The organism is Streptomyces sp. NPDC037083, from assembly GCF_055606485.1.
Window position 1 is genome coordinate 322,240 of the sequence record NZ_JBVJSQ010000007.1, and the last position, 23,523, is coordinate 345,762.

The 23,523-nt window shown below is 73.0% G+C and carries 27 protein-coding genes; 6 read left to right on the forward strand and 21 right to left on the reverse strand.

Going from position 1 to position 23,523, the window contains the following annotated elements; genetic code table 11:
* Positions 1 to 8: 8 nt before the first annotated feature.
* Genes ACZ7DE_RS21170 through ACZ7DE_RS21190 form a run of 5 tightly spaced genes read left to right on the forward strand, consistent with a single transcriptional unit; the run spans position 9 to position 5,554 of the window.
* Positions 9 to 1,184 (forward strand): ADP-ribosylglycohydrolase family protein, encoded by a 1,176-nt coding sequence (locus ACZ7DE_RS21170; protein WP_470763389.1) that lies wholly within the window; start codon positions 9 to 11, stop codon positions 1,182 to 1,184.
* Complete coding sequence (locus ACZ7DE_RS21175; protein WP_470763391.1) at positions 1,172 to 2,641, forward strand: ADP-ribosylglycohydrolase family protein; 1,470 nt, start codon at positions 1,172 to 1,174, stop codon at positions 2,639 to 2,641. The genes ACZ7DE_RS21170 and ACZ7DE_RS21175 overlap by 13 nt, the downstream gene beginning before the upstream one ends.
* The gene (rbsK, locus tag ACZ7DE_RS21180; protein WP_470763393.1) at positions 2,638 to 3,531 is read left to right on the forward strand and encodes a ribokinase; all 894 of its coding nucleotides are present in this window, start codon (positions 2,638 to 2,640) and stop codon (positions 3,529 to 3,531) included. The genes ACZ7DE_RS21175 and rbsK overlap by 4 nt, the downstream gene beginning before the upstream one ends.
* Positions 3,528 to 4,724, forward strand: a complete 1,197-nt coding sequence (locus tag ACZ7DE_RS21185; RefSeq protein ID WP_470763395.1) for a CaiB/BaiF CoA transferase family protein — start codon at positions 3,528 to 3,530, stop codon at positions 4,722 to 4,724. The genes rbsK and ACZ7DE_RS21185 overlap by 4 nt, the downstream gene beginning before the upstream one ends.
* The gene (locus ACZ7DE_RS21190) at positions 4,721 to 5,554 is read left to right on the forward strand and encodes an HpcH/HpaI aldolase/citrate lyase family protein (protein ID WP_470763397.1); all 834 of its coding nucleotides are present in this window, start codon (positions 4,721 to 4,723) and stop codon (positions 5,552 to 5,554) included. Before ACZ7DE_RS21185 ends, ACZ7DE_RS21190 begins: the two co-directional genes overlap by 4 nt.
* A 67-nt stretch (positions 5,555 to 5,621) precedes the next feature.
* Here the strand turns inward: ACZ7DE_RS21190 and lgt are convergent, their stop codons facing one another.
* From lgt to hisI, 11 genes are all read right to left on the reverse strand, one after another.
* Positions 5,622 to 6,719, reverse strand: coding sequence for a prolipoprotein diacylglyceryl transferase (gene lgt / locus ACZ7DE_RS21195; RefSeq protein WP_470763399.1), 1,098 nt, complete (start codon positions 6,717 to 6,719; stop codon positions 5,622 to 5,624).
* 94 nt (positions 6,720 to 6,813) lie between these two features.
* On the reverse strand, positions 6,814 to 7,590 hold the full coding sequence (locus ACZ7DE_RS21200; RefSeq protein WP_470763401.1) for a DsbA family protein: 777 nt from the start codon (positions 7,588 to 7,590) through the stop codon (positions 6,814 to 6,816).
* A gap of 77 nt (positions 7,591 to 7,667) precedes the next feature.
* A complete protein-coding gene (gene trpA / locus ACZ7DE_RS21205) occupies positions 7,668 to 8,486 on the reverse strand; it encodes a tryptophan synthase subunit alpha (RefSeq protein ID WP_470763402.1) in 819 nt (272 codons plus the stop codon).
* The gene (gene trpB, locus ACZ7DE_RS21210; RefSeq protein WP_470763404.1) at positions 8,483 to 9,766 is read right to left on the reverse strand and encodes a tryptophan synthase subunit beta; all 1,284 of its coding nucleotides are present in this window, start codon (positions 9,764 to 9,766) and stop codon (positions 8,483 to 8,485) included. Before trpB ends, trpA begins: the two co-directional genes overlap by 4 nt.
* A 67-nt stretch (positions 9,767 to 9,833) precedes the next feature.
* The gene (gene trpM, locus ACZ7DE_RS21215) at positions 9,834 to 10,049 is read right to left on the reverse strand and encodes a tryptophan biosynthesis modulator TrpM (RefSeq protein WP_470763406.1); all 216 of its coding nucleotides are present in this window, start codon (positions 10,047 to 10,049) and stop codon (positions 9,834 to 9,836) included.
* A gap of 21 nt (positions 10,050 to 10,070) precedes the next feature.
* Complete coding sequence (gene trpC, locus ACZ7DE_RS21220; protein ID WP_470763408.1) at positions 10,071 to 10,880, reverse strand: indole-3-glycerol phosphate synthase TrpC; 810 nt, start codon at positions 10,878 to 10,880, stop codon at positions 10,071 to 10,073.
* 195 nt (positions 10,881 to 11,075) lie between these two features.
* Positions 11,076 to 11,510, reverse strand: a complete 435-nt coding sequence (locus ACZ7DE_RS21225; protein ID WP_470763410.1) for a DUF2752 domain-containing protein — start codon at positions 11,508 to 11,510, stop codon at positions 11,076 to 11,078.
* Between the two features lie 80 nt (positions 11,511 to 11,590).
* Positions 11,591 to 11,857 (reverse strand): HGxxPAAW family protein, encoded by a 267-nt coding sequence (locus tag ACZ7DE_RS21230; RefSeq protein WP_470763412.1) that lies wholly within the window; start codon positions 11,855 to 11,857, stop codon positions 11,591 to 11,593.
* A gap of 143 nt (positions 11,858 to 12,000) precedes the next feature.
* Positions 12,001 to 12,651, reverse strand: coding sequence for a TIGR02234 family membrane protein (locus ACZ7DE_RS21235; protein ID WP_470763414.1), 651 nt, complete (start codon positions 12,649 to 12,651; stop codon positions 12,001 to 12,003).
* Positions 12,652 to 12,703: 52 nt separating this feature from the next.
* Positions 12,704 to 14,212 (reverse strand): anthranilate synthase component I, encoded by a 1,509-nt coding sequence (locus ACZ7DE_RS21240; protein ID WP_470763416.1) that lies wholly within the window; start codon positions 14,210 to 14,212, stop codon positions 12,704 to 12,706.
* Positions 14,213 to 14,223: 11 nt separating this feature from the next.
* Entirely contained in the window at positions 14,224 to 14,682 is a 459-nt protein-coding gene (gene hisI / locus ACZ7DE_RS21245) for a phosphoribosyl-AMP cyclohydrolase (protein WP_470763417.1), read from the reverse strand.
* A 115-nt stretch (positions 14,683 to 14,797) separates the two neighbouring features.
* On the opposite strand from hisI, the gene ACZ7DE_RS21250 reads away from it, so the two are divergent.
* Positions 14,798 to 15,433 carry a TIGR03085 family metal-binding protein gene (locus ACZ7DE_RS21250; protein WP_470763418.1) on the forward strand — a complete coding sequence of 212 codons (636 nt, stop codon included), beginning with the start codon at positions 14,798 to 14,800 and terminating at the stop codon, positions 15,431 to 15,433.
* Positions 15,434 to 15,479: 46 nt separating this feature from the next.
* On the opposite strand, the gene ACZ7DE_RS21255 is transcribed toward ACZ7DE_RS21250, so the two are convergent.
* The 10 genes from ACZ7DE_RS21255 to hisD all read right to left on the reverse strand — a co-directional run bounded on the left by ACZ7DE_RS21255 (position 15,480) and on the right by hisD (position 23,384).
* Complete coding sequence (locus tag ACZ7DE_RS21255) at positions 15,480 to 16,931, reverse strand: MFS transporter (RefSeq protein WP_470763419.1); 1,452 nt, start codon at positions 16,929 to 16,931, stop codon at positions 15,480 to 15,482.
* Between the two features lie 12 nt (positions 16,932 to 16,943).
* Positions 16,944 to 17,534, reverse strand: coding sequence for an ArsR/SmtB family transcription factor (locus tag ACZ7DE_RS21260; protein WP_470763421.1), 591 nt, complete (start codon positions 17,532 to 17,534; stop codon positions 16,944 to 16,946).
* Between the two features lie 131 nt (positions 17,535 to 17,665).
* The gene (gene hisF, locus ACZ7DE_RS21265; RefSeq protein WP_470763422.1) at positions 17,666 to 18,421 is read right to left on the reverse strand and encodes an imidazole glycerol phosphate synthase subunit HisF; all 756 of its coding nucleotides are present in this window, start codon (positions 18,419 to 18,421) and stop codon (positions 17,666 to 17,668) included.
* Entirely contained in the window at positions 18,418 to 18,816 is a 399-nt protein-coding gene (locus ACZ7DE_RS21270) for a RidA family protein (protein WP_470763424.1), read from the reverse strand. Before ACZ7DE_RS21270 ends, hisF begins: the two co-directional genes overlap by 4 nt.
* A complete protein-coding gene (priA, locus tag ACZ7DE_RS21275; RefSeq protein ID WP_470763426.1) occupies positions 18,813 to 19,538 on the reverse strand; it encodes a bifunctional 1-(5-phosphoribosyl)-5-((5-phosphoribosylamino)methylideneamino)imidazole-4-carboxamide isomerase/phosphoribosylanthranilate isomerase PriA in 726 nt (241 codons plus the stop codon). Before priA ends, ACZ7DE_RS21270 begins: the two co-directional genes overlap by 4 nt.
* Positions 19,535 to 20,188, reverse strand: a complete 654-nt coding sequence (hisH, locus tag ACZ7DE_RS21280) for an imidazole glycerol phosphate synthase subunit HisH (protein ID WP_470763428.1) — start codon at positions 20,186 to 20,188, stop codon at positions 19,535 to 19,537. The genes priA and hisH overlap by 4 nt, the downstream gene beginning before the upstream one ends.
* Positions 20,185 to 20,349 carry a hypothetical protein gene (locus ACZ7DE_RS21285; protein WP_470763430.1) on the reverse strand — a complete coding sequence of 55 codons (165 nt, stop codon included), beginning with the start codon at positions 20,347 to 20,349 and terminating at the stop codon, positions 20,185 to 20,187. Before ACZ7DE_RS21285 ends, hisH begins: the two co-directional genes overlap by 4 nt.
* Positions 20,350 to 20,353: 4 nt before the next feature.
* Positions 20,354 to 20,956 (reverse strand): imidazoleglycerol-phosphate dehydratase HisB, encoded by a 603-nt coding sequence (gene hisB / locus ACZ7DE_RS21290; RefSeq protein WP_470763432.1) that lies wholly within the window; start codon positions 20,954 to 20,956, stop codon positions 20,354 to 20,356.
* Entirely contained in the window at positions 20,953 to 22,062 is a 1,110-nt protein-coding gene (locus tag ACZ7DE_RS21295; protein ID WP_470763434.1) for a histidinol-phosphate transaminase, read from the reverse strand. The genes hisB and ACZ7DE_RS21295 overlap by 4 nt, the downstream gene beginning before the upstream one ends.
* Complete coding sequence (gene hisD / locus ACZ7DE_RS21300; RefSeq protein WP_470763435.1) at positions 22,059 to 23,384, reverse strand: histidinol dehydrogenase; 1,326 nt, start codon at positions 23,382 to 23,384, stop codon at positions 22,059 to 22,061. Before hisD ends, ACZ7DE_RS21295 begins: the two co-directional genes overlap by 4 nt.
* Positions 23,385 to 23,523 lie beyond the last annotated feature (139 nt).

Below are 23,523 nucleotides of genomic sequence, written 5' to 3' on the forward strand. Positions count from 1 at the left end.
TTCGGGGCATGACGCCCAAAGCAACAGAAAGCAACGGCGGAACCCTGGAAGAACGCATCACCGGCGCCCTGGTGGGGGCCGCCGTCGGCGACGCCCTCGGCGGCCCCGTCGAGGGCTACTCCCCCGAGCAGATCCTCCAGCGGCACGGCGGCCGGGTCCACGGCATCGTCGGCCCCTGGAACGGCGACGACTGGCGCACCGCCCGCCCCATCGCGCCCTACCACAAGGGCGACGGCCACGTCACCGACGACACCTTGATGACCCACGCGCTGATCAGGGTCTACGCCGCCGTCCGCGATCACCTGGACGCCTACGCGATCGCCGACCACCTGGTCGCCGACCTGATGACGACACCCCGTTGGATCCCGGAACTGGAGGCGGAGGCGCTCCCCCTGCACCGGATCTTCCTGGCGGAGAAATGGCTGGTGACGAAACTCCACTACGGCCACGCCGACCCACGCGAGGCCGGCGTCGGCAACATCGTCAACTGCGGCGCGGCGATGTACATGGCCCCGGTGGGACTGGTCAACGCCGCCGACCCGGCGGGCGCGTACGCCGAGGCGCTGGACGTCGCGGGCGCCCACCAGTCGTCGTACGGCCGTGAGGCGGCAGGAGTCTTCGCGGCGGCGGTGGCGGCGGCCTGCGCACCGGAGGCGACGGCGGACTCGGTCGTCTCGGCCTGTCTGTCCCTGGCGAAGGACGGAACGCGCGCGGCGATCGAGAAGGTCTGCGAAACGGCGGCCCTCCACAGCGACTTCGAGTCCGCGCTGGCCCCGCTCCGGGAGGCGGTGGCGCCGTTCGACACGGTCGGCCCCGACTACCGCCGGCCCTCGCTCGCCGCCCGCCGCCCCTCGCGGGTGCACGCCATCGAGGAACTCCCCGTCGCCCTGGGGATGTTGGTGGTGGCCGGCGGCGACTACCGGCAGGCCGTCCTCGGCTCGGTGAACTACGGCCGCGACTGCGACTCCATCGCCACGATGGCGGGAGCGATGGCCGGCGCGCTGGGCTCGCCGGTCCCGGACGACTGGGCGAAGCAGGTCGCCGAGGCCAGCCGCCTCGACCTGTGGCAGCCCGCGGCGGCTCTCACCGACGTCGCCCGGGAGATCTTCGACCGTGACCTGCGCCGCCGCCGCGCCCACGAGCAGGCGTTCCGCGCCCTGGGAGGCCCGCGATGCTCCGACTGACCTGGGTCCAGCCGGAGGACCTCCTCGGTCACGAACTGCGCCAGGCCGCCCAGGACGGTCGCGAGGCGGGGGTGGTCGCCGCCCGCTGGAAGGCCGCGGGCGGCTGCGAGGCGCCGCCCCGGGCGGGCGCCTCACCGCAACGCGCCTCCCGCTATCTGCGCCTCCTCGCGGAGGACCTCCTGGACGAACTGGCCGACCTGCCCAGCAGGACGGCGGAGGACGAGCCGACGGAGCAGGAGAGGATCAGGGCCCTGTGCCCGCAGTGGCCGGCCCCGCCGAGCGGCACCCCCGCCCCGGCCCCCGTCGCGGCCCCGCCGGGCGGCACCCCCGCCCCGGCCCCCGTCGCGCCCCGGCCCCTGGCCCAGACCCCGGCCTCCGCCCCGACCCCGGCCTCGCTGGAAGCGGCCTGGCTGGGCCGGGCCGTCGGCTGTCTCCTCGGCAAGCCCGTCGAGAAGCTCCCCCTGGACGCCATCCGCGCCCTCGCCCGCGCCGCCGGCAACTGGCCCCTCACCGGGTACTTCACCGCGACAGGAGTCCCCCGGACCCTCCTGGACGCCCACCCCTGGAACCGCCGCTCGGCGGACACCTCGCTCGCCGAGAACATCGACGGCATGCCCGAGGACGACGACCTCAACTACCCGCTGCTCAACCTCCTCCTGCTCCAACGCCACGGCCGGGACTTCACCACCGGGGACGTGGCCCGGCTCTGGCTGGACGAACTTCCGGCCGGCCGCGCCTTCACCGCCGAACGCGTCGCCCTGCGCAACCTGCTCTGCGGCATCGAGCCCCCGCACACCGCCCGCCACCGCAACCCCTTCCGCGAATGGATCGGCGCCCTGATCCGCGCCGACGTCCACGGCTGGAGCAATCCCGGCGACCCGGCCGCCGCCGCGGAGCAGGCCCACCGCGACGCCTGCCTCACCCACACCGCCAACGGCGTCTACGCGGCGATGTTCACCGCGGCCGTCATCGCCACCGCCGCGACCGGCGCCCACGACGTGCACGCCTGTCTGCGCACCGGCCTGACCGTCGTCCCGCCGCGCTCCCGCCTCGCCCGGGCCGTGACGCACGCCGTGCGGGTCGCCGAGGCACACCCCGGCCCGGACGAGTTCGACACGGTCGTGGACGAACTCCACGCCCACCACGCGGGGTACCACTGGGTCCACGCCGTCCCCAACACCGCTCTGATCGCCGCCGCCCTCACCCACGCCGACGGGGACTTCACGGGCTCCGTCCGCCGTGCCGTGTCCGGCGGCCTGGACACCGACTCCAACGGCGCGACGGCCGGCGGCATCGCCGCCCTCCTCACCGGCGACCCGGCCGCCCTCCCCGACCACTGGACGGCCCCCCTCAAGAACCGGCTGGCCACCTCCGTCGCCGACTTCGACGGCGTCGGCTTCGACACCCTGGCCCAGCTCACCTGGTCCCTCACCCACCGGGAGGCTTCCCGCCCATGACCGACATCGTCGTGCTCGGCAGCACGAACATGGATCTCGTCGCCTACGTCGAGAAGCCCCCACAGCGCGGGGAGACCGTGACGGGACGGGAGTTCCGCACCATCCCCGGCGGCAAGGGCGCCAACCAGGCGATCGCCGCGGCCCACGCGGGCGCCACCGTCTCGATGATCGGCGCGGTCGGCAACGACGCCTTCGGCGCCCGGCTGCGCTCCACGCTCGAACTCGCGGGGGTCAACACCGACCACCTGCGCACCGTCGAGGCGCCCTCCGGCACCGCGCACATCGTCGTGGACGACGAGGGCGGCAACGCGATCGTCGTGGTCCCCGGCGCCAACGGCACCGTCGACCACCTCGCCCCCGGCGACGAGGGCCTCATCGCCTCCGCCGACGCACTCCTGCTGCAACTCGAAATCCCCCTGGCCGCCGTCGTCGCGGGCGCCAGGGCGGCCCGCGCCCACGGCGTACGGACGATCCTCAGCCCGGCCCCCGCCCAGCCGCTCCCGCCCGACCTCCTCGGCGCCACCGACCTGCTGGTCCCCAACGAGCACGAGGCGGCCGCCCTCACCGGCCGCACCGACCCGCGCGAGGCGGCGTCCGCCCTGCTGGACCGCGTGCCGGAGGTGGTCATCACGCTGGGCTCGGCCGGCAGTCTGTACGCGGCCCGCGGCGCCGAGCCCCTCACCGTCCCCGCCCCGCGCGTCACCGCCGTCGACTCCACCGGGGCGGGCGACACCTTCGTCGGCGCCCTCGCGGTGGCGCTCGGCGAGGAGCGCCCCGTGCGGGAGGCGCTCGCCTGGGCGGCCGCCGCGGCCGCGCTGTCGGTCCAGCGTCCCGGCGCGTCCGCCTCGATGCCGTACCGCTCCGAGATCGAGACGCAGTACGCCTCATGACCGGGACGACCCCTCCTCTGCACGGGGTGCGCGTCCTCGACCTGGCCACCCTCTTCGCCGGCCCCCTCGCCGCCACCATGCTGGGCGACTTCGGCGCGGAGGTCGTCAAGGTCGAGCACCCTGCCCAGCCCGACCCCTCCCGAGGCCACGGCCCCTCCAAGGACGGCGTGGGCCTGTGGTGGAAGCTCCTCGGCCGCAACAAGCGCACGATCACCCTGAACCTCTCCAAGCCGGGCGGCCGCGCGACCTTGCTGCGCCTGGCCGCCACCGCCGACGTGATCATCGAGAACTTCCGTCCCGGCACCCTGGAGAAGTGGGACCTCGGCTGGGAGGAGCTGTCGGCGGCCAACCCCCGGCTGGTCCTCGCCCGGGTCACCGCCTTCGGCCAGTTCGGCCCCTACGCCCACCGCCCCGGCTTCGGCACCCTCGCCGAGGCGATGAGCGGCTTCGCGGCGATCACCGGCGAGCCGGACGCGTCCCCGACCCTGCCGCCCTTCGGCCTGGCCGACTCGATCGCCGGCCTGGCCACCGCCTACGCCGTGATGACGGCCCTCGCCGCCCGGGACCGCACCGGCGAGGGCCAGGTCGTCGACATGGCGATCATCGAGCCCATCCTCACCGTCCTCGGCCCCCAGCCCCTCTGGTACGACCAGCTGGGCTACGTCCAGGCCCGCACCGGCAACCGGTCCGCCAACAACGCCCCGCGCAACACCTACCGCACGGCCGACGGAGGCTGGGTCGCCGTCTCGACCTCGGCCCAGTCCGTCGCGGAACGGGTGATGCGGCTCGTCGGCCGCCCCGACCTGATCGACGAACCGTGGTTCGCGACCGGCGCCGACCGGGCCGCGCACGCCGACGTCCTCGACGAGGCGGTCGGCGCCTGGATCGCCGCCCGCACCCGTGTCGACGTCCTCGCCGCCTTCGAGAAGGCGGAGGCGGCCATCGCCCCGGTCCAGGACGTACGCGACGTGATGACCGACCCCCAGTACCAGGCCCTCGACACGATCACCGCCGTCGACGACCCGGAGCTGGGCCGCATCCGCATGCAGAACGTCCTCTTCCGGCTCTCCGCCACCCCCGGTGCGATCCGCTGGACCGGCCGCCCGCACGGCGCCGACACGGAGGCGGTCCTGACCGAACTCGGCCTGACACCGGCCGAGCTGACCGCCCTGCGCACGGAGGGGGCCCTGTGACGAGCCCCCCTCTGACCTGGCTCTACGTCCCTGGGGACCGCCCTCAGACCGTCACCAAGGCCCTCGCCTCGGGCGCCGACGTCGTCATCGTCGACCTGGAGGACGCGGTCGCCCCGGACCGCAAGGCGTACGCCCGCGCGGCCACCGCCGAGCGCCTCAGCGAACCCCAGCCGGTGCCGGTCCACGTCCGGGTGAACGCCCTGGACACCCCCTTCGCCTCGGCCGACCTGCGGGCGATGGCCGCCCTCCCCGGCGTCTGCGGCCTGCGCCTGCCGAAGGTGACGTCCCCGCACCAGATCACCCGCGTGGCCGAGAGCGCGACCCGGTCCGAGGGCGGAGCCACCCCGCTGCACGCCCTCCTGGAAACGGCCCTCGGCGTCGAACACGCCTACGCCATCGCCTCGGCCCACCCCTCCCTGCGCGGCATCGCCCTCGGCGAGGCGGACCTCCGCGCCGACCTGGGGGTCCGCGAGGACGCCGGCCTCGACTGGTCCCGCTCCCGGGTGGTCGTCGCCGCCCGGGCCGCGGGCCTGGCGCCCCCGCCCCAGTCGGTCCACCCCGACATCCGCGACCTGGACGGCCTCGCCGTCACCTGCGCCCGCGGCCGCACCCTCGGCTTCCTGGGCCGCGCGGCCATCCACCCCCGCCAGCTCCCGATCATCGAACGGGCCTACCTGCCCACCCAGCAGGAGCTGGAGGACGCCGAGACGATCGTGAAGGCGGCCGCCACCGACCGGGGCGCCCAGGCGCTCCCGGACGGCCGTTTCATCGACGCGGCCGTGGTGGCGGCGGCCCAGCGAACCCTGTCGCTGGCGGCCCGCGGCGGCTGAGCCCGCCGCGCACACGACGAGGGCGCCCGGCAGACCCCGGGCGCCCTCGTCGTCGTACTGCCGGCCGTCAGCCCTTCTTGCCCGCCGACTCGGCTTCGTCCTTCTTCACGTCGCCCCCGGCCTTCGCCGCGTCGCCCTCGGCACCGGACTTCGCGTCGGCTCCGACGCCGCTCTTCGCGCCGGCCCCGGCGTCGGCCTCGGCTTCGTCCTTCGCGCCCGAGGTCTCCGCCTCAGCCGCGGTCGCGTCCTTCGCATCGGCCTTCGCGTCGGCCTCGGGCTCGGCCTTCGCGTCGGCGTCGGCCTCGGACGTGCCCTCGCCTTCCGTCCCGGCCTCACCGTCGGGGGTGTGCGCGGCCGGTTCGACGACCGCCTCGCGCCCGGGACGCTTCTTCGCCGAGATCACGATGTACACGACCGCCAGGACGAACACGATCAGCGCGGTCCAGACGTTGAGCCGCAGCCCCAGGATGTGGTGGGCGTCGTCGACACGCATGTTCTCGATCCACACGCGGCCCGCGCAGTACCCGGCGACGTAGAGCGCGAACGCCCGGCCGTGGCCCAGCTTGAAGCGGCGGTCGGCCCAGATGACGAGGAGGGCGACGCCGATGCACCACAGCGACTCGTACAGGAACGTCGGGTGGTAGTAGCCCGGCACCCGGCCGTCCGCCGAGGACGTGATGTGCAGGGCCCAGGGGAGGTCGGTCTCCTTGCCGTACAGCTCCTGGTTGAACCAGTTGCCCCAGCGGCCGATCGCCTGGGCGAGGGCGATACCGGGAGCGATGGCGTCGGCGTACGCGGGCAGTGCGATGCCCCGGCGACGACAGCCGATCCACGCGCCCACCGCGCCGAGCGCGATCGCGCCCCAGATGCCGAGGCCGCCCTGCCACACCTTGAAGGCGTCCACCCAGTCACGGCCCTCGCTGAAATACAGCTCGTAGTCCGTGATCACGTGATAGAGCCGGCCGCCGACCAGCCCGAAGGGCACCGCCCAGACGGCGATGTCGGCCACCGTCCCGACCCGCCCGCCCCGGGCGACCCAGCGCCTGTTGCCGAGCCAGACCGCGACGAAGACGCCGATGATGATGCAGAACGCGTAGCCGCGCAGCGGAACGGGGCCGAGGTACAGCACCCCGTGCGACGGGCTGGGAATGTAGGCAAGTTCCATGGCAGGGTCGACGCTACCGTGCCGGACCGGGCCGACGGCGGGCAGCCCGGCTACGGCTCCATAACGGGCAGGTGTGAAAGGGCCTTACCCCTCGTCACCCCTTGTCGGCCTCCTCCACCATCTGCTTCAGCTTGGCCGGCGTCATCGACTGGTCCTGGTAGATGTTCTTGCCGTTGAACAACACGGTCGGAGTGCCGCCGAAGTGGCCGTTCTGGAAGGCCTGGTTGGACTTGACGACCCAGCTCTCGTGCGTGCCGTCCTCGACACAGGTGCGGAACGCGGGCGTGTCGAGGCCGTCGACCTTGCCCGCCAGCTCGATCAGCCTGGCGTCCTCGGCGTAGGAGTCCTTCGTTTCCTCCGGCTGGTTCTCGAACAGCACGTCGTGGTACGCGGGGAACTTCCCGGCGTCCTGGGCGCAGGCCGCCGCGTTGGCCGCGGTGCGGGAGCCGCTGCCGCCCATGTTGCCGTCGATGAGGGTGGCCAGGTGGTACTCGACCTTGAGCTTTCCGGCTTCCGTCAGCTCGTGGACCGTGGGGCGGTACGCCGTCTCGAACGCCTTGCAGGCCGGGCAGCGGAAGTCCTCCCACACCGTGAGCGTGGACTTGGCGCCGTCCTTGCCGACGGGGATCGCCAGCGCGTCCTCGCCCTGGGCCCCCGAGGGCGCCACGACCGGGCCCGCCTTGTCGCTGCTGTCGTCCTTGCCGGAGTTCGCGGCGACGACGCCGATCACCGCGGCCAGACCCAGCACACAGACCACGCTCGCGCCGACGATCAGTGTGCGCCGCCGCCGCTCGGCGGCCTTCTGCTTCTCGCGCTCCGCCGCCAGCCGTTCCCGGGCATTGCGCTTTCCGTCACGATTCTTCTCGCTCACACCCCCAGAACGAACCGGGGAGGCGCATTGCGCCTCCCCGGTCCCAGGTCCACCCGTTCGGGTGACCGAACCTCTCGTCAGACCTGGCGGCGCACGCCCTTCGCCAGCTCGCCCGCGAGCGCACGGACCGCCTCGACCCCGGCCGCGTCGTCCGGCGCGTCCAGCATCCGCTTGACGAAGGCCGAGCCGACGATCACACCGTCGGCGAAGCCGGCCACCTCGGCGGCCTGCCTGGCGTCGGAGACGCCTAGGCCGACGCAGACCGGCAGGCCGGTGCCCGTGGCGCGGGTCCGCTCGACCAGGTCCTGGGCCTGTGCGCCGACCGACTCACGGGTGCCGGTGACGCCCATCAGCGAGGCCGCGTAGACGAAGCCGCTGCCCGCCTCGGTGATCTGGACGAGGCGCGCGTCCTTGCTGCTCGGCGCGACGACGAAGACCGTCGCGAGACCGTGCTTGTCGGCGTGCTCCCTCCACAGCGCGGACTCCTGCACCGGCAGGTCGGGCAGGATGCAGCCCGCGCCGCCCGCTTCGGCCAGCTCGGCGGTGAAGCGCTCGACGCCGTAGCGGTCGATGGGGTTCCAGTACGTCATGACCAGGATCGGCTTGCCGGTGGCCTCGAACGCCTCGCGGACCGTGCGCATGACGTCCGCGATGCGTACCCCGCCGCGCAGGGCGATGTCGTCGGCGGTCTGGATGACCGGGCCGTCGAGGACGGGGTCGCTGTGCGGCAGGCCGACCTCGACCACGTCGGCGCCGCCGTCGAGGACGGACTTGATCGCCTCGATGCCGCCGTCCACGGTCGGGAATCCGGCGGGGAGGTAGGCGATGAGCGCGGCCCGGTCCTCGGCCCTGGCGGCGGCGAGGGTGTCCGACAGCAGTTGGATGTTCCCGCTCACTTGGCGTCCCCCTCGATCTCGGCGGTGTCGGCCGCGTCGGCGGCGACCTCGGCGTCGGTGTCGTACAGGCCGAAGTACCGTGCGGCCGTGTCCATGTCCTTGTCACCGCGGCCGGACAGGTTGACGACGATCAGCCCGTCCTTGCCGAGCTCCCTGCCGACCTCGAGGGCGCCGGCCAGCGCGTGGGCGCTCTCGATGGCGGGGATGATGCCCTCGGTGCGCGACAGCAGACGCAGCGCCTGCATGGCCGCGTCGTCGGTAACCGCGCGGTACTCGCCGCGGCCGCTGTCCTTGAGGTACGAGTGCTCGGGGCCGATGCCGGGGTAGTCCAGGCCCGCCGAGATGGAGTAGGGCTCGGTGATCTGGCCCTCGTCGTCCTGCAGGACGTAGGAGCGCGAGCCGTGCAGGATGCCGGGCTCGCCCGCGGTGAGAGTCGCCGCGTGCTCGCCGGTCTCGACGCCGTGTCCGGCCGGCTCGCAGCCGATCAGGCGCACGTCGGCGTCCGGGATGAAGGCGTGGAACAGGCCGATGGCGTTGGAGCCGCCGCCGACGCAGGCGACGGCCGCGTCGGGGAGGCGGCCGGCGCGCTCCAGGATCTGGCGGCGGGCCTCGACGCCGATGACCCGGTGGAAGTCGCGGACCATCGCCGGGAAGGGGTGCGGCCCGGCGACGGTGCCGAACAGATAGTGGGTGTGGTCGACGTTGGCGACCCAGTCCCGGAAGGCCTCGTTGATGGCGTCCTTCAGGGTGCGGCTGCCGGACTTCACGGCCACGACCTCGGCGCCCAGCATGCGCATCCGCGCCACGTTGAGGGCTTGGCGCCGGGTGTCGATCTCGCCCATGTAGATCGTGCACTCGAGGCCGAACAGGGCGCAGGCGGTGGCCGTGGCCACGCCGTGCTGGCCCGCTCCGGTCTCGGCGATGACGCGCGTCTTGCCCATGCGCTTGGTGAGCAGCGCCTGGCCGAGCACGTTGTTGATCTTGTGGGAGCCGGTGTGGTTGAGGTCCTCGCGCTTGAGGAACACCCGGGCGCCGCCGGCGTGTTCGGCGAACCTCGGCACCTCGGTGAGGGAGCTGGGGCGGCCGGTGTAGTGGACGAGCAGGTCGTCGAGCTCGCGGGCGAACTCGGGGTCGTGCTTGGCCTTGTCGTACTCGACGGCGACCTCGTCCACGGCGGCGACGAGGGCCTCCGGGATGAACTTGCCGCCGAACGCGCCGAAGTAGCCGTCCGCGCTGGGGACTTGACCGTCGGGGTCGGGAATGAAGAACTCGCTGGGCATGCGGAAACCTCACGGTGAGTGCGGAAAAGACACTGATCGCCGTGGGGGCGGGGCTGTGCGGACGGCCTCAGGCCGACTGTGACCGGTCGCGCAGTTCCCCGCGCCCCTGACAGGTCGGCCGCTGCCATCGCATGCCGTTCACTTGACCGGGCTCGTCCCCGATGACGTACCGGACCCGGCGGCCGTGCACCCTGCGTGCGGGCGCGCGGCAACCGCGCGGACGGCAGCCGCGCGCGAGGCGGGCGTAGCGGTCCGCGGCGGTCGCGGGCGTCGTCGGAGTCATCGGGGCAAGCCTAGCGGGAGATCAGCCCCGGCCGTGCCGCAGTGCGGGGTGCTCGCCCGCCGCCACCAGGTCGGCCACCGCGGTCTTGGGGTCGCGTCCCGTCACCAGGGACTCGCCGACCAGGACCGCGTCGGCGCCGGCGTTGGCGTACGCGATGAGGTCGTGCGGGCCGCGGACGCCGGACTCGGCGATCTTGACGATGTGGGCCGGGATCTCGGGGGCGACGCGTTCGAAGGTGCCCCGGTCGACCTCGAGGGTCTTCAGGTTGCGCGCGTTGACGCCGATCACCTTGGCGCCCGCGTCGACCGCGCGCTCCACCTCGTCCTCGTCGTGCACCTCGACGAGCGGGGTCAGCCCGATGGAGACGGCACGCTCGATCAGCGACTCCAGGGCGGACTGCTCCAGGGCGGCCACGATCAGCAGCGCGAGGTCGGCGCCGTACGCACGGGCCTCCCAGAGCTGGTAGGACGTGACGATGAAGTCCTTGCGCAGCACGGGGATGTCCACGCGTGCGCGCACCGCTTCGAGGTCGGCGAGCGAGCCGCCGAAGCGGCGCTCCTCGGTGAGGACGGAGATGACGGCAGCGCCGCCCGCCTCGTAGTCCGCGGCCAGACCCGCCGGGTCGGCGATCGCGGCCAGCGCGCCCTTGGACGGGCTGGAGCGCTTGACCTCGCAGATCACCTTGACGCCGTCGCCCCGGAGCGCGGCCACGCCGTCCTTGGCGGCGGGGGCCTTCGCCGCGCGCTCCTTGAGCTCGTCGAGGCTGACGCGCGCCTGCCGCTCCGCGAGGTCGGCACGGACTCCGTCGATGATCTCGTCGAGCACACTCACGCGAGCGGCCCCCTTCCGGATGCCTGAGAGTCGGTTGACAGTTCCAGCGACCAGTGGAAAAAGGTGGTCACTGCGATGGTATCCGGAGGAAGGCGAAGGCCTCACATCCGGTTGACGGCGGTCCCGCCCCCGCCCTCGGACCAGCTTCGCACGGCTCGGGCGGAAGGTGCCCCTTACTGGGCGTTCACCCGTTGATCAAGGGTGGAGCCAGCCACCGAAGGGCAGGTTCCGGACAACCGTGAAGACCAGCAGCAACGCACCCGTCGTCCACAGCAGCACCGGTGCGAGGTCGATGCCGACGGGCCGCCCGCGCGCCACGCGGACCACCCAGACGGTCCACACGACCGCGAAGCCCAGATACGCGACGACGGCCATCGCGTTGTCCTGGAGGGCGGCCTGGAAGTCGCCGTGCACGAACGCGTGGGCGCTGCGCAGACCGCCGCAGCCGGGGCAGTACAGACCCGTGAGGCGCAGAAGGGGGCAGACCGGGTAGTGACCGGGTTCGTTGGGGTCGACGGCCCCGACGTATGCGAAGGCCCCGGCGACGGCCGCGAGGACCCCGGCGGGCACGGCCAGTCGCCCCACGGCGCTCGACGTCACCCTCCGGTCTGCTGCGTTCACGCCTCGCATTGTGCCCCGGCCGCCCCTCACGCGCGCGTGAGGGGCGGCCGGTCGCGCACCGGCCGCCCCTCACGAAGTCCTGCGGGGACTCAGCCCTCGACGCTCGCCGGCTTGGCGGTCGCCGGCGTGGCGGTCGCCGTCACCTGGTGCACCGGGTGCGCGTCCCTCGGCTGGCCCAGGCCGGCCGCGCGCATCGCACCGCCGACCACGCCGGCGAGCGCCACGATCGCCATGCCGGCCCAGAACCCGAGCGGCTCGGCCATGACCATGAACGCGCCCGCGACGGTGAAACCGATGATGGCGATGATGACACCGGTCCAGGCGGCCGGGGTGTGTCCGTGGCTGCTGCCCGCCATGACTTGCTCCTCATTGCTGTCTCTGTGTCCGTCCGAGCCGGACGCTCGCCGTCCATTGTCCCGTACGCGCAGGCGTGCCGGACGCGGGGGTGGGATCCGGTCGAGTCTGATTCACCACATCGGGAACCGGGACCGCGACCTGGTCAGGCCGGGTCCATGCGCGTCGGGTCCTCGCCCCGGTCCAGGGCCTTCCACATCTCCTCGGGCCGTTCGGGGTCCACGGGCCGGGCGGTGCGCCGGGGACGCGGGGCGCCGTCGCGTTCGTAGCGGCCGGACATGGCGGGCCACCGGCGGCCGAAGCGCAGGGCCAGCAGGCCGGCGAGGAGGATCAGGGCGCCGCCGACGACCGCCGCGTAGGGCCACGCGGTGTGGCTGAACGAGGCGACGGTGGCCGACGTGTCGCCGGAGGCCTTCGCGGCCTGCTCGTCGAGTGCGGCGGTGTCGGTGGCGCCGAGCAGGGCGGCGACCATGATCCCGGCGCCGGAGAGCGCGAGCAGGGCGGAGACCGCGAGGCGGCCGGCCCGCCGGACGGCGAAGACGGCGACGAGCGCGGCGAGGCCCACTATGGCGAGCGCCGCGGGCACGCCCGTGACGTCGCTGCCCCTGGCGGTCAGGGGGAAGGGGCCGCCGGCGACCGTCGCCGTGCCCTCCGACCAGCGCTGCCGGGTGGACAGCAGGGCCACGGCCGAGCCCAGCGCACCGCACAGCAGGGCGAGGGCGAGGCTCCGGCGGCCTGCCCGGGCGGAGGCGGATTCGGGTCGGGGGGGAGGAACAGCAGCAGTCACGTACCCCACTATCGCCTGAACCCCGGGCGAACCGGCACCCGGGGTTCACGTGAGACGCGTCCTAGTTCCGCGCGCCGTGTCCGAGAGCGGCCTGCTCACCCAGTCGGTTGGCGGTGTGGACCGCGCGCAGCACGGCCGCCGCCTTGTTGCGGCACTCCTGGTCCTCGGAGACGGGGTCGGAGTCGGCGACGATGCCCGCGCCGGCCTGGACGTAGGCGGTGCCGTCGCGCAGCAGGGCGGTGCGGATGGCGATGGCGGTGTCCGAGTCGCCGGCGAAGTCCAGGTAGCCGACGCAGCCGCCGTACAGGCCGCGCCGGGAGGGCTCGAGTTCGTCGATGATCTGCAGGGCGCGCGGCTTGGGGGCGCCGGAGAGGGTGCCGGCGGGGAAGCAGGCGGTGAGGACGTCGAAGGCGGTGCGGCCCGCGGCGACCTTGCCGGTGACCGTGGAGACGATGTGCATCACGTGCGAGTACCGCTCGACGGACATGAAGTCGACGACCTCGACCGAGCCCGGCTCGCAGACCCGGCCCAGGTCGTTGCGGCCCAGGTCGACGAGCATGAGGTGCTCGGCGCGCTCCTTGGGGTCGGCGAGCAGTTCGTCGGCGAGGGCCTGGTCCTCCTGCGGGGTGGCCCCGCGGTGGCGGGTGCCGGCGATGGGGTGGACCATGGCCCGCCCGTCCTCGACCTTGACCAGGGCCTCGGGGGATGAGCCCACGACGTCGAAGCCGTCGAAGCGGAACAGGTACATGTACGGGGAGGGGTTCGTCGCCCGCAGCACCCGGTAGACGTCCAGCGCGCTCGCGGTGCAGGCCGTCTCGAAGCGCTGGGAGGGGACGACCTGGAAGGCCTCGCCCGCGCGGATGCGCTCCTTGATGTCCTCGACGGCCTCGCGGAAGTCGGGGCCGCCCCACCGGGCGGTGTACTCGGGGAGCTCGGAGGGCGGCAGGACGGCCGGGGGCTGGGCGACCGCGCGGGAGAGGTCCGCCTCCATGGCGTCGAGGCGGGCCGTCGCGTCGGCGTAGGCCTCGTCGACGCCCGTGTCGAGGTCGTTGTGGTTGATCGCGTTGGCGATCAGCAGGACGGAGCCCTCCCAGTGGTCCATGACGGCGAGGTCGCTGGTCAGGAGCATGGTCAGCTCGGGGAGTTTGAGGTCGTCGCGTTCGCCGGGGCCGATCTTCTCCAGGCGGCGCACGATGTCGTAGCCGAGGTAGCCGACCATGCCGCCGGTGAACGGCGGCATGCCCTCCTGGTGGGGGGTGTGGAGGGCCTCGATGGTGGCGCGCAGCGCGGCGAGCGGGTCCCCGTCGACGGGGACGCCGACGGGCGGGGTGCCGAGCCAGTGCGTCCGGCCCTCGCGCGCGGTGAGGGTGGCGGCGCTGCGGACCCCCACGAAGGAGTACCGGGACCAGGAGCGGCCGTTCTCCGCGGACTCCAGCAGGAAGGTGCCGGTGCGCTCGGCGGCGAGCTTGCGGTAGAGCGCGACCGGGGTGTCGCCGTCGGCGAGCAGCTTGCGGGTGACCGGAATGACGCGGCGGTCGGTGGCCAGCTTGCGGAACGTCTCGAGGTCCATGGCGGCTGACCTTACTGATCCGAGGCCGGGACGCCGGAATCGGCCGCCCCCGCGTCCTTGACGAGCACGTCGGCGTCGAAGCAGGTGCGGGCGCCCGTGTGGCAGGCGGCGCCGACCTGGTCGACCTTGACGAGCACGGTGTCCGCGTCGCAGTCCAGGGCGACGGACTTGACCCACTGGAAGTGGCCGGAGGTGTCGCCCTTGACCCAGTACTCGCGGCGGCTGCGCGACCAGTAGGTGCAGCGGCCCGTGGTGAGCGTGCGGTGCAGCGCCTCGTCGTCCATCCAGCCGAGCATGAGCACCTCACCGGTGTCGTACTGCTGGGCGATGGCGGGGAGGAGGCCGTCCGCGCTGCGCTTGAGGCGGGCGGCGATCTCGGGGTCCAGGCCGCCGGAGGGGGAACCGTGGTGCGAGGCGCCTCGGTGCGGGGCGGCGGCCGGCCGACGGGCGGGCGGGGGCGTGCTGGTCATGGGTGCCATTGTGCCGTGCGCCACTGACAGTGACGGCGCGATGTCCACTGAGTGGGAAGCGGTGGCGCGATCGCGACGGGTGGGCGGACCGGCGGCGCCGCCGTAGGCTGACTGCATGTCGACTTTCGCCAAGCGTGAACGGCTCCTGCTCGCCGACCTCTTGGAAACCGCGGGTCCTGACGCGCCGACCCTCTGCGAGGGGTGGCTGACCCGGGACCTGGCGGCGCACGTGGTGGTGCGCGAGCGTCGGCCGGACGCCGCCGGGGGCCTGTTGATCAAACAGCTCGCGTCCCGCCTCGACCGGGCGATGGAGGAGTTCGCCGCCAAGCCGTACGAGGAGCTCGTCCAGCTGATCCGCACGGGCCCGCCGCGCTTCTCGCCGTTCCAGCTCAAGCAGCTCGACGAGGCGTCGAACACGATCGAGTTCTACGTCCACACCGAGGACGTGCGCCGCGCCCAGCCCGACTGGTCGCCGCGCGAGCTCGACCCGGTCTTCCAGGACGCCCTGTGGTCCCGGCTGGAGCGCACCTCCCGTCTGATGGGCCGCAGCGCGCCGACGGGTCTGGTGCTGCGCCGCCCGGACGGCCGTACGGCGGTCGCCAACCGGGGCACCCCGGTGGTGACCGCGACCGGTGAGCCGTCGGAGCTCCTGCTGCTCCTGTACGGGCGGCAGAACGAGGCCAGGGTGGACCTGGAGGGCGAGAAGGAGGCGATCGACCGACTGCACGGCGGCAAGCAGCTCGGGTTCTGAGCCGCGTCGGCCGAGGTGCGCCGCCGGGCCCGTCCGAGGGGTGGGGTCAGCGCGGGAGTTCGGCGCGGCGCAGGGCGGGGACGCCCAGGGCCACGACTCCGCCGAGTCCGCAGAACCCGGCGCTGACGACGAACACCGGGCCGGTGCCCCAGACGCCGATGGCGGCGGCGGACAGCGGCATGCTGAGTGGGGTGAGGCCGAGGCTGACGAGGCTGGCGACGGCGGTGACTCGGCCCAGGTAGGCGGGGTCGGTCTGAGTCTGCAGCAGGGCGCCGCACATGGCGCCGCTGAGGCCGGCGAGGAGCCCGATCAGCAGGGCAGTGCCGACGGCGGCGGCGACGGTCGGCGCGTACGCCAGGGCGCCGATGGCCACCGAGCCCGCCAGGATCGACCATCCGGCCACCTGTCCGGCGTGCGGGAGCCGCCCCCGCAGGGCCAGCAGCAGCGAGGCGGCGCCCGCGCCGACGCCGAACCCCGAGAGCACCCAGCCCATGCCGGAGGCGCCCCAGCCGCGTTCGTCGGCGAGCAGGGTCAGGCCCACGTTGAGCGGCCCGACGAAGCCGAGGTCGCCGAGCGCGATGGCCGCCATCAGCGGGGCGAGGACAGGGTGACGGCGAATATGACGCAGACCGCCCACGAGATCGGCCCGAGCACTCACGGCCCGCGCGGCGGTCGCGTCGGTCGCCTCGGTCACGCGGGTCGCGTCGGTCGTGGCGGTTATGCCGGCCGTGGCGGTCGCGCGGGTCGAGTCGGTCACGCCCGGCACGCGGGGCGCGTCGGTCGCGGCGGTGACACCGGTGTCGGCGTGGCCGCCGGTGGCACCGGTGCCGGCTGTGGCATCCGTGTCGGCGTTACCGCCGGTGGCATCCGTGTCGTCCGGTGCGAGGTCGCGCATCCGGACGCAGACCAGCAGGGGCACCGACACCGCGATGAGCAACCCGGCGAGGCCGAACGCGGCCGCCGCCCCGCCGGCCGCCACGCCGAAGCCGCCGAGCGGGGCGCCGACGACGCTCGCGAACCGGATCGCCAGCCCCCGCATGCCCTGTACGCGCGCGAGTTGGTCGCGGCGCGTCACGCGCGCGGGCAGCGCGCCCACGGCCGGCACGAACACCGCGTCGACGGCGCCGAAGACCAGCGCCAGCAGGGCCAGCGCCCACAGGCCGGGGGCGGTCGTGTACAGCAGCGCGGCCACCGCGAGGACGGCCGCGCAGCGCACGGCGTCGGCGGCGATGACGACCCGGCGCGGCCCGAGCCGGTCGGCGATCACTCCCCCGCCCAGCATCAGCAGGGCCCGCGGCACGGCGCTCGCCGTCATCACCAGCCCGGCCTGTGAGGGGGTGCCGGCCTGGACGGCGGCCCACGACAGGGCTATGTAGTACACGCTGTCGCCGACCATCGAGGAGGTGTAGGCGGCGAGCCAGCGCAGGACGTTGGGGTCGCGGTGGGCGGGAGGCCCGGGCGCGGTCCGCCGGGCGGTCTCGGGCGCGATGACGGTCACGGGCGTCCTCTCTCAGATGCGGAACGGGAACGCGTACGTGTGCACCGCGACGTTCTCGCGGCCTTCGGTCTCACCGGCGGCGTGGGCGGCCCGGCCCTGCTCGTCGTACCTGCGCACGAGCGCGAGCATCTCCCTGGTGAGCTCCGCCAGTTCGTCGGCGGTGAGGCGCAGGGTGGCCTCGGAGGACTCGGCGCCGCGGTTCCACTCGGGTCCCCAGTGGGCCCGCTCGTCGAGCCAGCGCCGGTACATGTCCATGCGCTGCTCGGCGAAGAACCTGCTGGCCGCCGTGTGCGCGGCCGCCTTCTCGGGGGCGTCGCGGAAGTCCTCGTCGCGGATGCTCACGCCGTCCGAGGCGGGCTGCCACCAGCGCTCCCGGCCGTCCCCGCTCTGCGGCTCGGCCTCCTCGATCAGACCGTGCTCGGCGAGCTTGCGCAGGTGGTAGCTGACCAGTGAGACGGCCTCGTCGACCTGCTCGGCCAGATGGGAGGCCGTGGCGACCCCGGCGACGGTCAGCCCCCGGTACAGCTTCATCCGCAGGGGGTGGGCGAGGGCCTTGAGCGTGCCCAGGTCCGTGATCCGGCGGTTCCTCTCCTTGCCTGTCATGCCCTCACCGTAGGCAGGAAGGAAAACTTGCGCAATAAATTTTGCGCAACTTTCCTTTCGCATCTCCCCATGAGTGAGCCCCGGCCGCCGGCGGCCGGGGCTCACCCTCTCTCACCGCGCCCGCGCGGGCGTCACCGCACGGGGTGACCCGCCCCCCGCAGCGTGTCCTTCACTTCCCCGATCCTCAGGTCGCCGAAGTGGAACACCGACGCGGCCAGCACCGCGTCCGCGCCCGCCTCGACGGCCGGCGGGAAGTCGGCGAGCCGGCCGGCGCCGCCGGAGGCGATCAGCGGGACCGTCACGTGCTTGCGGACGGCGGCGAGCATCTCCAGGTCGTAGCCGTCCTTCGTGCCGTCCGCGTCCATCGAGTTGAGCAGGATCTCGCCCGCGCCGAGCTCGGCCGCGCGGTGCGCCCACTCGACGGCGTCGATGCCGGTGCCCCGGCGGCCGCCGTGGGTCGTCACCTCGAAGGACCCCGACGCCGTCCGCCGCGCGTCGACCGACAGGACCAGCACCTGGCGGCCGAACCGCTCGGCGATCTCCTGGATCAGCTCGGGCCGGGCGATCGCGGCGGTGTTCACGCCCACCTTGTCGGCACCGGCCCGCAGCAGCTTGTCGACGTCCTCCGGGGTGCGCACGCCGCCCCCGACGGTCAGCGGGATGAACACCTGTTCGGCGGTGCGGCGCACCACGTCGTAGGTGGTCTCGCGGTTGCCCGAGGAGGCCGTGATGTCCAGGAACGTCAGCTCGTCGGCGCCTTCGGCGTCGTAGACCTTGGCCATCTCGACGGGGTCGCCCGCGTCGCGCAGGTTCTGGAAGTTGACGCCCTTGACGACCCGGCCGGCGTCGACGTCCAGACAGGGGATGACTCGTACGGCGAGGGTCATGCTGACGACACTCCTCGGAAGGCCTCCACCTCGACCTCGACGACCAGGCTGGGGTCCACGAAGCCGGAGACGATGAGCATGGACGCGGCGGGGCGGACGGCGTCGAACAACTCCTTGTGAGCGCGTCCGACGTCGTCCACGTCCCGCGCGTGGGTGAGGTACATGCGCGTCCGCACGACGTCGTCGCGCCCCAGACCGAGCTGCTCCAGCGCCGCGAACGCGACGTTGAAGGCGTTGACCGTCTGCTCGTAGGGTCCGCCCCCGGCGATCTCGCCGTCCACTATCGACGTGCAGCCGGAGACCAGCACCAGACCGTTCGGCAGCTCCACCGCGCGGGAGTAGCCGAAGGTCTCCTCCCAGGGCGCGCCGGTGCTCACCCGTCGTACGTCGCTCACCGGGCCACCGCCTGCAGGGCCTCTTCCAGGGTGAACGCCTTGGCGTAGAGCGCCTTGCCGACGATGGAGCCCTCGACACCGAGCGGCACCAGCTCGGCGATGGCGCGCAGGTCGTCGAGCGACGACACACCGCCCGAGGCCACGACCGGCCGGTCCGTCGCCGCGCACACGTTGCGCAGCAGCTCCAGGTTCGGGCCCTGCAGGGTGCCGTCCTTGGCGATGTCGGTGACGACGTAGCGCGCGCAGCCCTCCTTGTTGAGGCGCTCCAGCGTCTCGTAGAGGTCGCCGCCGTCGCGGGTCCAGCCGCGGCCGCGCAGGGTCGTGCCGCGGACGTCCAGGCCCACCGCGATCTTGTCGCCGTGCTCGGCGATGACCTTGGCGACCCAGTCGGGCGTCTCCAGGGCGGCCGTGCCCAGGTTCACGCGCGTGCAGCCGGTGGCGAGGGCGGCGGCCAGGGTGTCGTCGTCGCGGATGCCGCCGGAGAGCTCCACCTTGATGTCCATCGCCTTCGTGACCTCGGCGATCAGCGCCCGGTTGTCGCCGGTGCCGAACGCGGCGTCCAGGTCGACCAGGTGCAGCCACTCGGCGCCCGAGCGCTGCCAGGCGAGGGCGGCCTCCAGCGGGGAGCCGTAGGAGGTCTCGGTCCCGGACTCGCCGTGCACGAGACGGACGGCCTGACCGTCGCGGACGTCGACGGCGGGGAGGAGTTCGAGCTTGCTCACAGTGTTCCGATCCAGTTGGTGAGGAGCTGGGCTCCGGCGTCGCCGGACTTCTCGGGGTGGAACTGGGTGGCCCACAGGGCGCCGTTCTCCACGGCGGCCACGAACGGCTTGCCGTGCGTCGACCAGGTCACCTTCGGGGCGTGCATCACCGGGTTGTGCACGTCCAGGGACCAGTCGTGGACGGCGTAGGAGTGCACGAAGTAGAAGCGCGCGTCCGCGTCCAGGCCGGCGAACAGCTCGGAGTCAGCCGGGGCGTCCACGGTGTTCCAGCCCATGTGGGGCACGATCTCGGCCTGCAGCGGCTCGACCGCGCCGGGCCACTCGTCGAGGCCCTCGGTCTCCACGCCGTGCTCGATGCCGCGCGCGAACAGGATCTGCATGCCGACGCAGATGCCCATGACCGGGCGCCCGCCGGACAGCCGCCGGTCGATGATCCAGTCGCCGCGGGCCTCCTTCAGGCCCCGCATGCAGGCGGCGAAGGCGCCGACGCCGGGCACCAGCAGCCCGTCGGCGTTCATCGCCGTGTCGAAGTCACGTGTGATCTCCACGTCGGCCCCGGTGCGCGCGAGGGCGCGCTCGGCGGAGCGGACGTTGCCGAAGCCGTAGTCGAAGACGACGACCTTCTTCGTACGCGTCGGGGCGCCGCTCAATTCCACACCTCCAGCCTCACGACACCCGCGACCAGGCACATCGCGGCGCCGATCGACAGCAGCACGATCAGGTTCTTGGGCATCCGCTGCTTGACGAAGGAGTAGACGCCGCCGGCCAGGAAGAGCCCGACGACGATCAGGACGGTGGACAGTCCGCTCATGGTTTTACAGCGCGCCCTTCGTGGAGGGGAGGATGCCGGCCGCGCGCGGGTCACGCTCGGAGGCGTAGCGCAGGGCCCGGGCCAGCGCCTTGAACTGGCACTCCACGATGTGGTGCGCGTTGCGCCCGTAGGGCACGTGCACGTGCAGTGCGATCTGCGCCTGTGCGACGAAGGACTCCAGGATGTGCCGGGTCATCGTGGTGTCGTACTCGCCGATCATGGGCGCCATCTTCTCGGGCTCGGTGTGCACGAGGTAGGGGCGGCCCGAGAGGTCGACGGTCACCTGGGCCAGGGACTCGTCCAACGGGACCGTGCAGTTGCCGAAGCGGTAGATGCCGACCTTGTCGCCGAGGGCCTGCTTGAATGCGGCGCCCAGCGCGAGGGCGGTGTCCTCGATCGTGTGGTGCGAGTCGATGTGCAGGTCGCCGTCGGTCTTCACGGTCAGGTCGAACAGACCGTGCCGGCCGAGTTGGTCGAGCATGTGGTCGTAGAAACCGACGCCGGTCGACACGTCGACCTTGCCGGTGCCGTCGAGGTCGATCTCGACGAGGACCGAGGTCTCCTTCGTCGTGCGCTCGATTCTTCCGACACGGCCTTGGCGAGTCATGCGCTCTGCTCCTTCTTCACTTCACGGACCGCGTCGAGGAACGCGTCGTTCTCTTCGGGGGTTCCGGCGGTGACCCGCAGCCAGCCGGGCACGCCGTTGTCACGGACCAGAACGCCCCGGTCGAGGATCTTCCGCCAGACCTCGTGGGCGTCCTCGAACCGCCCGAACTGCACGAAGTTGGCGTCGGACGCGGTGACCTCGTAACCGGCGGCGAGCAGTTCGCTCACCAGGCGGTCGCGCTCCGACTTCAGCTGCTCGACGTACTTCAGCAGGGTGTCGGTGTGCTCCAGGGCGGCCAGGGCGGTCGCCTGGGTGACGGCCGACAGGTGGTACGGCAGCCGGACGAGCTGGACGGCGTCCACCACGGCCGGGTGCGCGGCGAGGTACCCGAGGCGCAGTCCAGCCGCGCCGAAGGCCTTCGACATCGTCCGCGAGACGACGAGATTCGGCCGGCCTTCGAGCAGCGGCAGCAGCGACGCTCCGTGGCTGAACTCGATGTACGCCTCGTCGACGACCACCATCGACGGCTTGGCGGCCTGGGCGGCCTCGTACAGCGCGAGGACCGTCCCGGCGGGGACGGCGGTGCCGGTGGGGTTGTTGGGGGTGGTGACGAAGACGACGTCCGGGCGGTGCTCGGCGATGGCCTTCTCGGCGGCCGCGAGGTCGATGGTGAAGTCCTCGCCGCGCGGGCCCGAGATCCAGCCCGTCCCCGTGCCGCGCGCGATGAGCCCGTGCATCGAGTACGACGGCTCGAAGCCGATGGCCGTGCGGCCGGGCCCGCCGAACGTCTGCAGCAGCTGCTGGATGACCTCGTTGGAGCCGTTGGCGGCCCAGACGTTCGCGAGGCCGACCTCGTACCCGGAGGTGTCCGTCAGGTACTCCGCGAGCCGGGTGCGCAGCTCGACCGCGTCCCGGTCGGGGTAGCGGTTGAGGTGGCGGGCCGCCTCGCGCACCCGCTCGGTGATCCGCTCGACCAGCGGCTCGGGCAGCGGGTAGGGGTTCTCGTTGGTGTTCAGCCGTACGGGGACGTCCAACTGGGGCGCGCCGTAGGGGGACTTGCCGCGCAGCTCGTCCCGTACGGGGAGATCGTCGATTCCGAAGTTCACTTGGTCGCCGGCACCTTCCACCCGAACCTTGCCTTGATCGCCGCGCCGTGCGCCGGCAGGTCCTCCGCCTCCGCCAGCGTCACCACGTGGTGCGCGACCTCGGCCAGCGCGTCCCGCGTGTAGTCGACGATGTGGATGCCGCGCAGGAAGGACTGCACGGACAGCCCGGAGGAGTGGCAGGCGCAGCCGCCCGTGGGGAGCACGTGGTTGGACCCGGCCGCGTAGTCGCCCAGGGACACCGGCGACCAGGGGCCGACGAAGATCGCGCCCGCGTTCTTGACGCGGTCGGCCACGGCGGCGGCGTCGGCGGTGTGGATCTCCAGGTGCTCGGCTCCGTAGGCGTCGACGACCCGCAGGCCCTCGTCGACGCCGTCGACGAGCACGATCGCGGACTGCCTGCCCTTGAGGGCGGGCACGATCCGGTCCTCGATGTGCCTGGTGGCCGCGACCTGCGGCTCCAGTTCCTTCTCGACGGCGTCCGCCAGCTCGACGGAGTCGGTGACCAGGACCGCGGCGGCCAGCGGGTCGTGCTCGGCCTGGCTGATCAGGTCGGACGCGACGTGCACCGGGTCGGCGGTGGAGTCCGCGAGGACCGCGATCTCGGTGGGGCCGGCCTCGGCGTCGATGCCGATCTTGCCGGTGAAGTAGCGCTTGGCGGCGGCGACCCAGATGTTGCCGGGGCCGGTGACCATGTTCACGGGCGCGCAGGACTCGGTGCCGTACGCGAACATGGCGACGGCGGTGGCGCCGCCGGCCGCGTACACCTCGTCGACGCCCAGCAGGGCGCACGCGGCGAGGATGGTGGGGTGCGGCAGACCGCCGAACTCGGCCTGGGCGGGCGAGGCGAGCGCGACGGACCCGACACCGGCCTCCTGCGCGGGCACGACGTTCATGACGACCGAGGACGGGTAGACCGAGCGGCCGCCGGGCGCGTACAGCCCGACCCGCTCGACCGGAACCCACTTCTCGGTCACCGAGCCGCCGGGCACGACCTGGGTCGTGTGGGTCGTACGGCGCTGCTCGCGGTGGACGAGACGGGCACGGCGGACGGACTCCTCCAGCGCCGCGCGCACCGCCGGGTCGAGCCGCTCCAGCGCGTCGGCGATCGCCTCGGCCGGGACCCGGACGGATTCCAGTCGAACACCGTCGAACTTCTCGGCGAAGTCGATCAGCGCCGCGTCGCCCCGATGATGCACGGCCTCGCAGATCGGACGCACCTTCTCCAGGGCGGCCGAGACGTCGAAGTCGGCTCGGGGCAGCAGGTCGCGCAGGGCGGGGCCCTCGGGAAGGGCGTCGCCGCGCAGATCGATTCGGGAGATCACGTGGTCAATTCTCTCAGACCGGGATCGGACGTCGTCCGCGCGTATCAATGGCTGATACAGAACGTGGCCGGAACCCGGAAGATCACCTTCACGTCTAGCGTTGGCGGGCTCACCCAGCGGGCATGAACGGCTGTGCGGA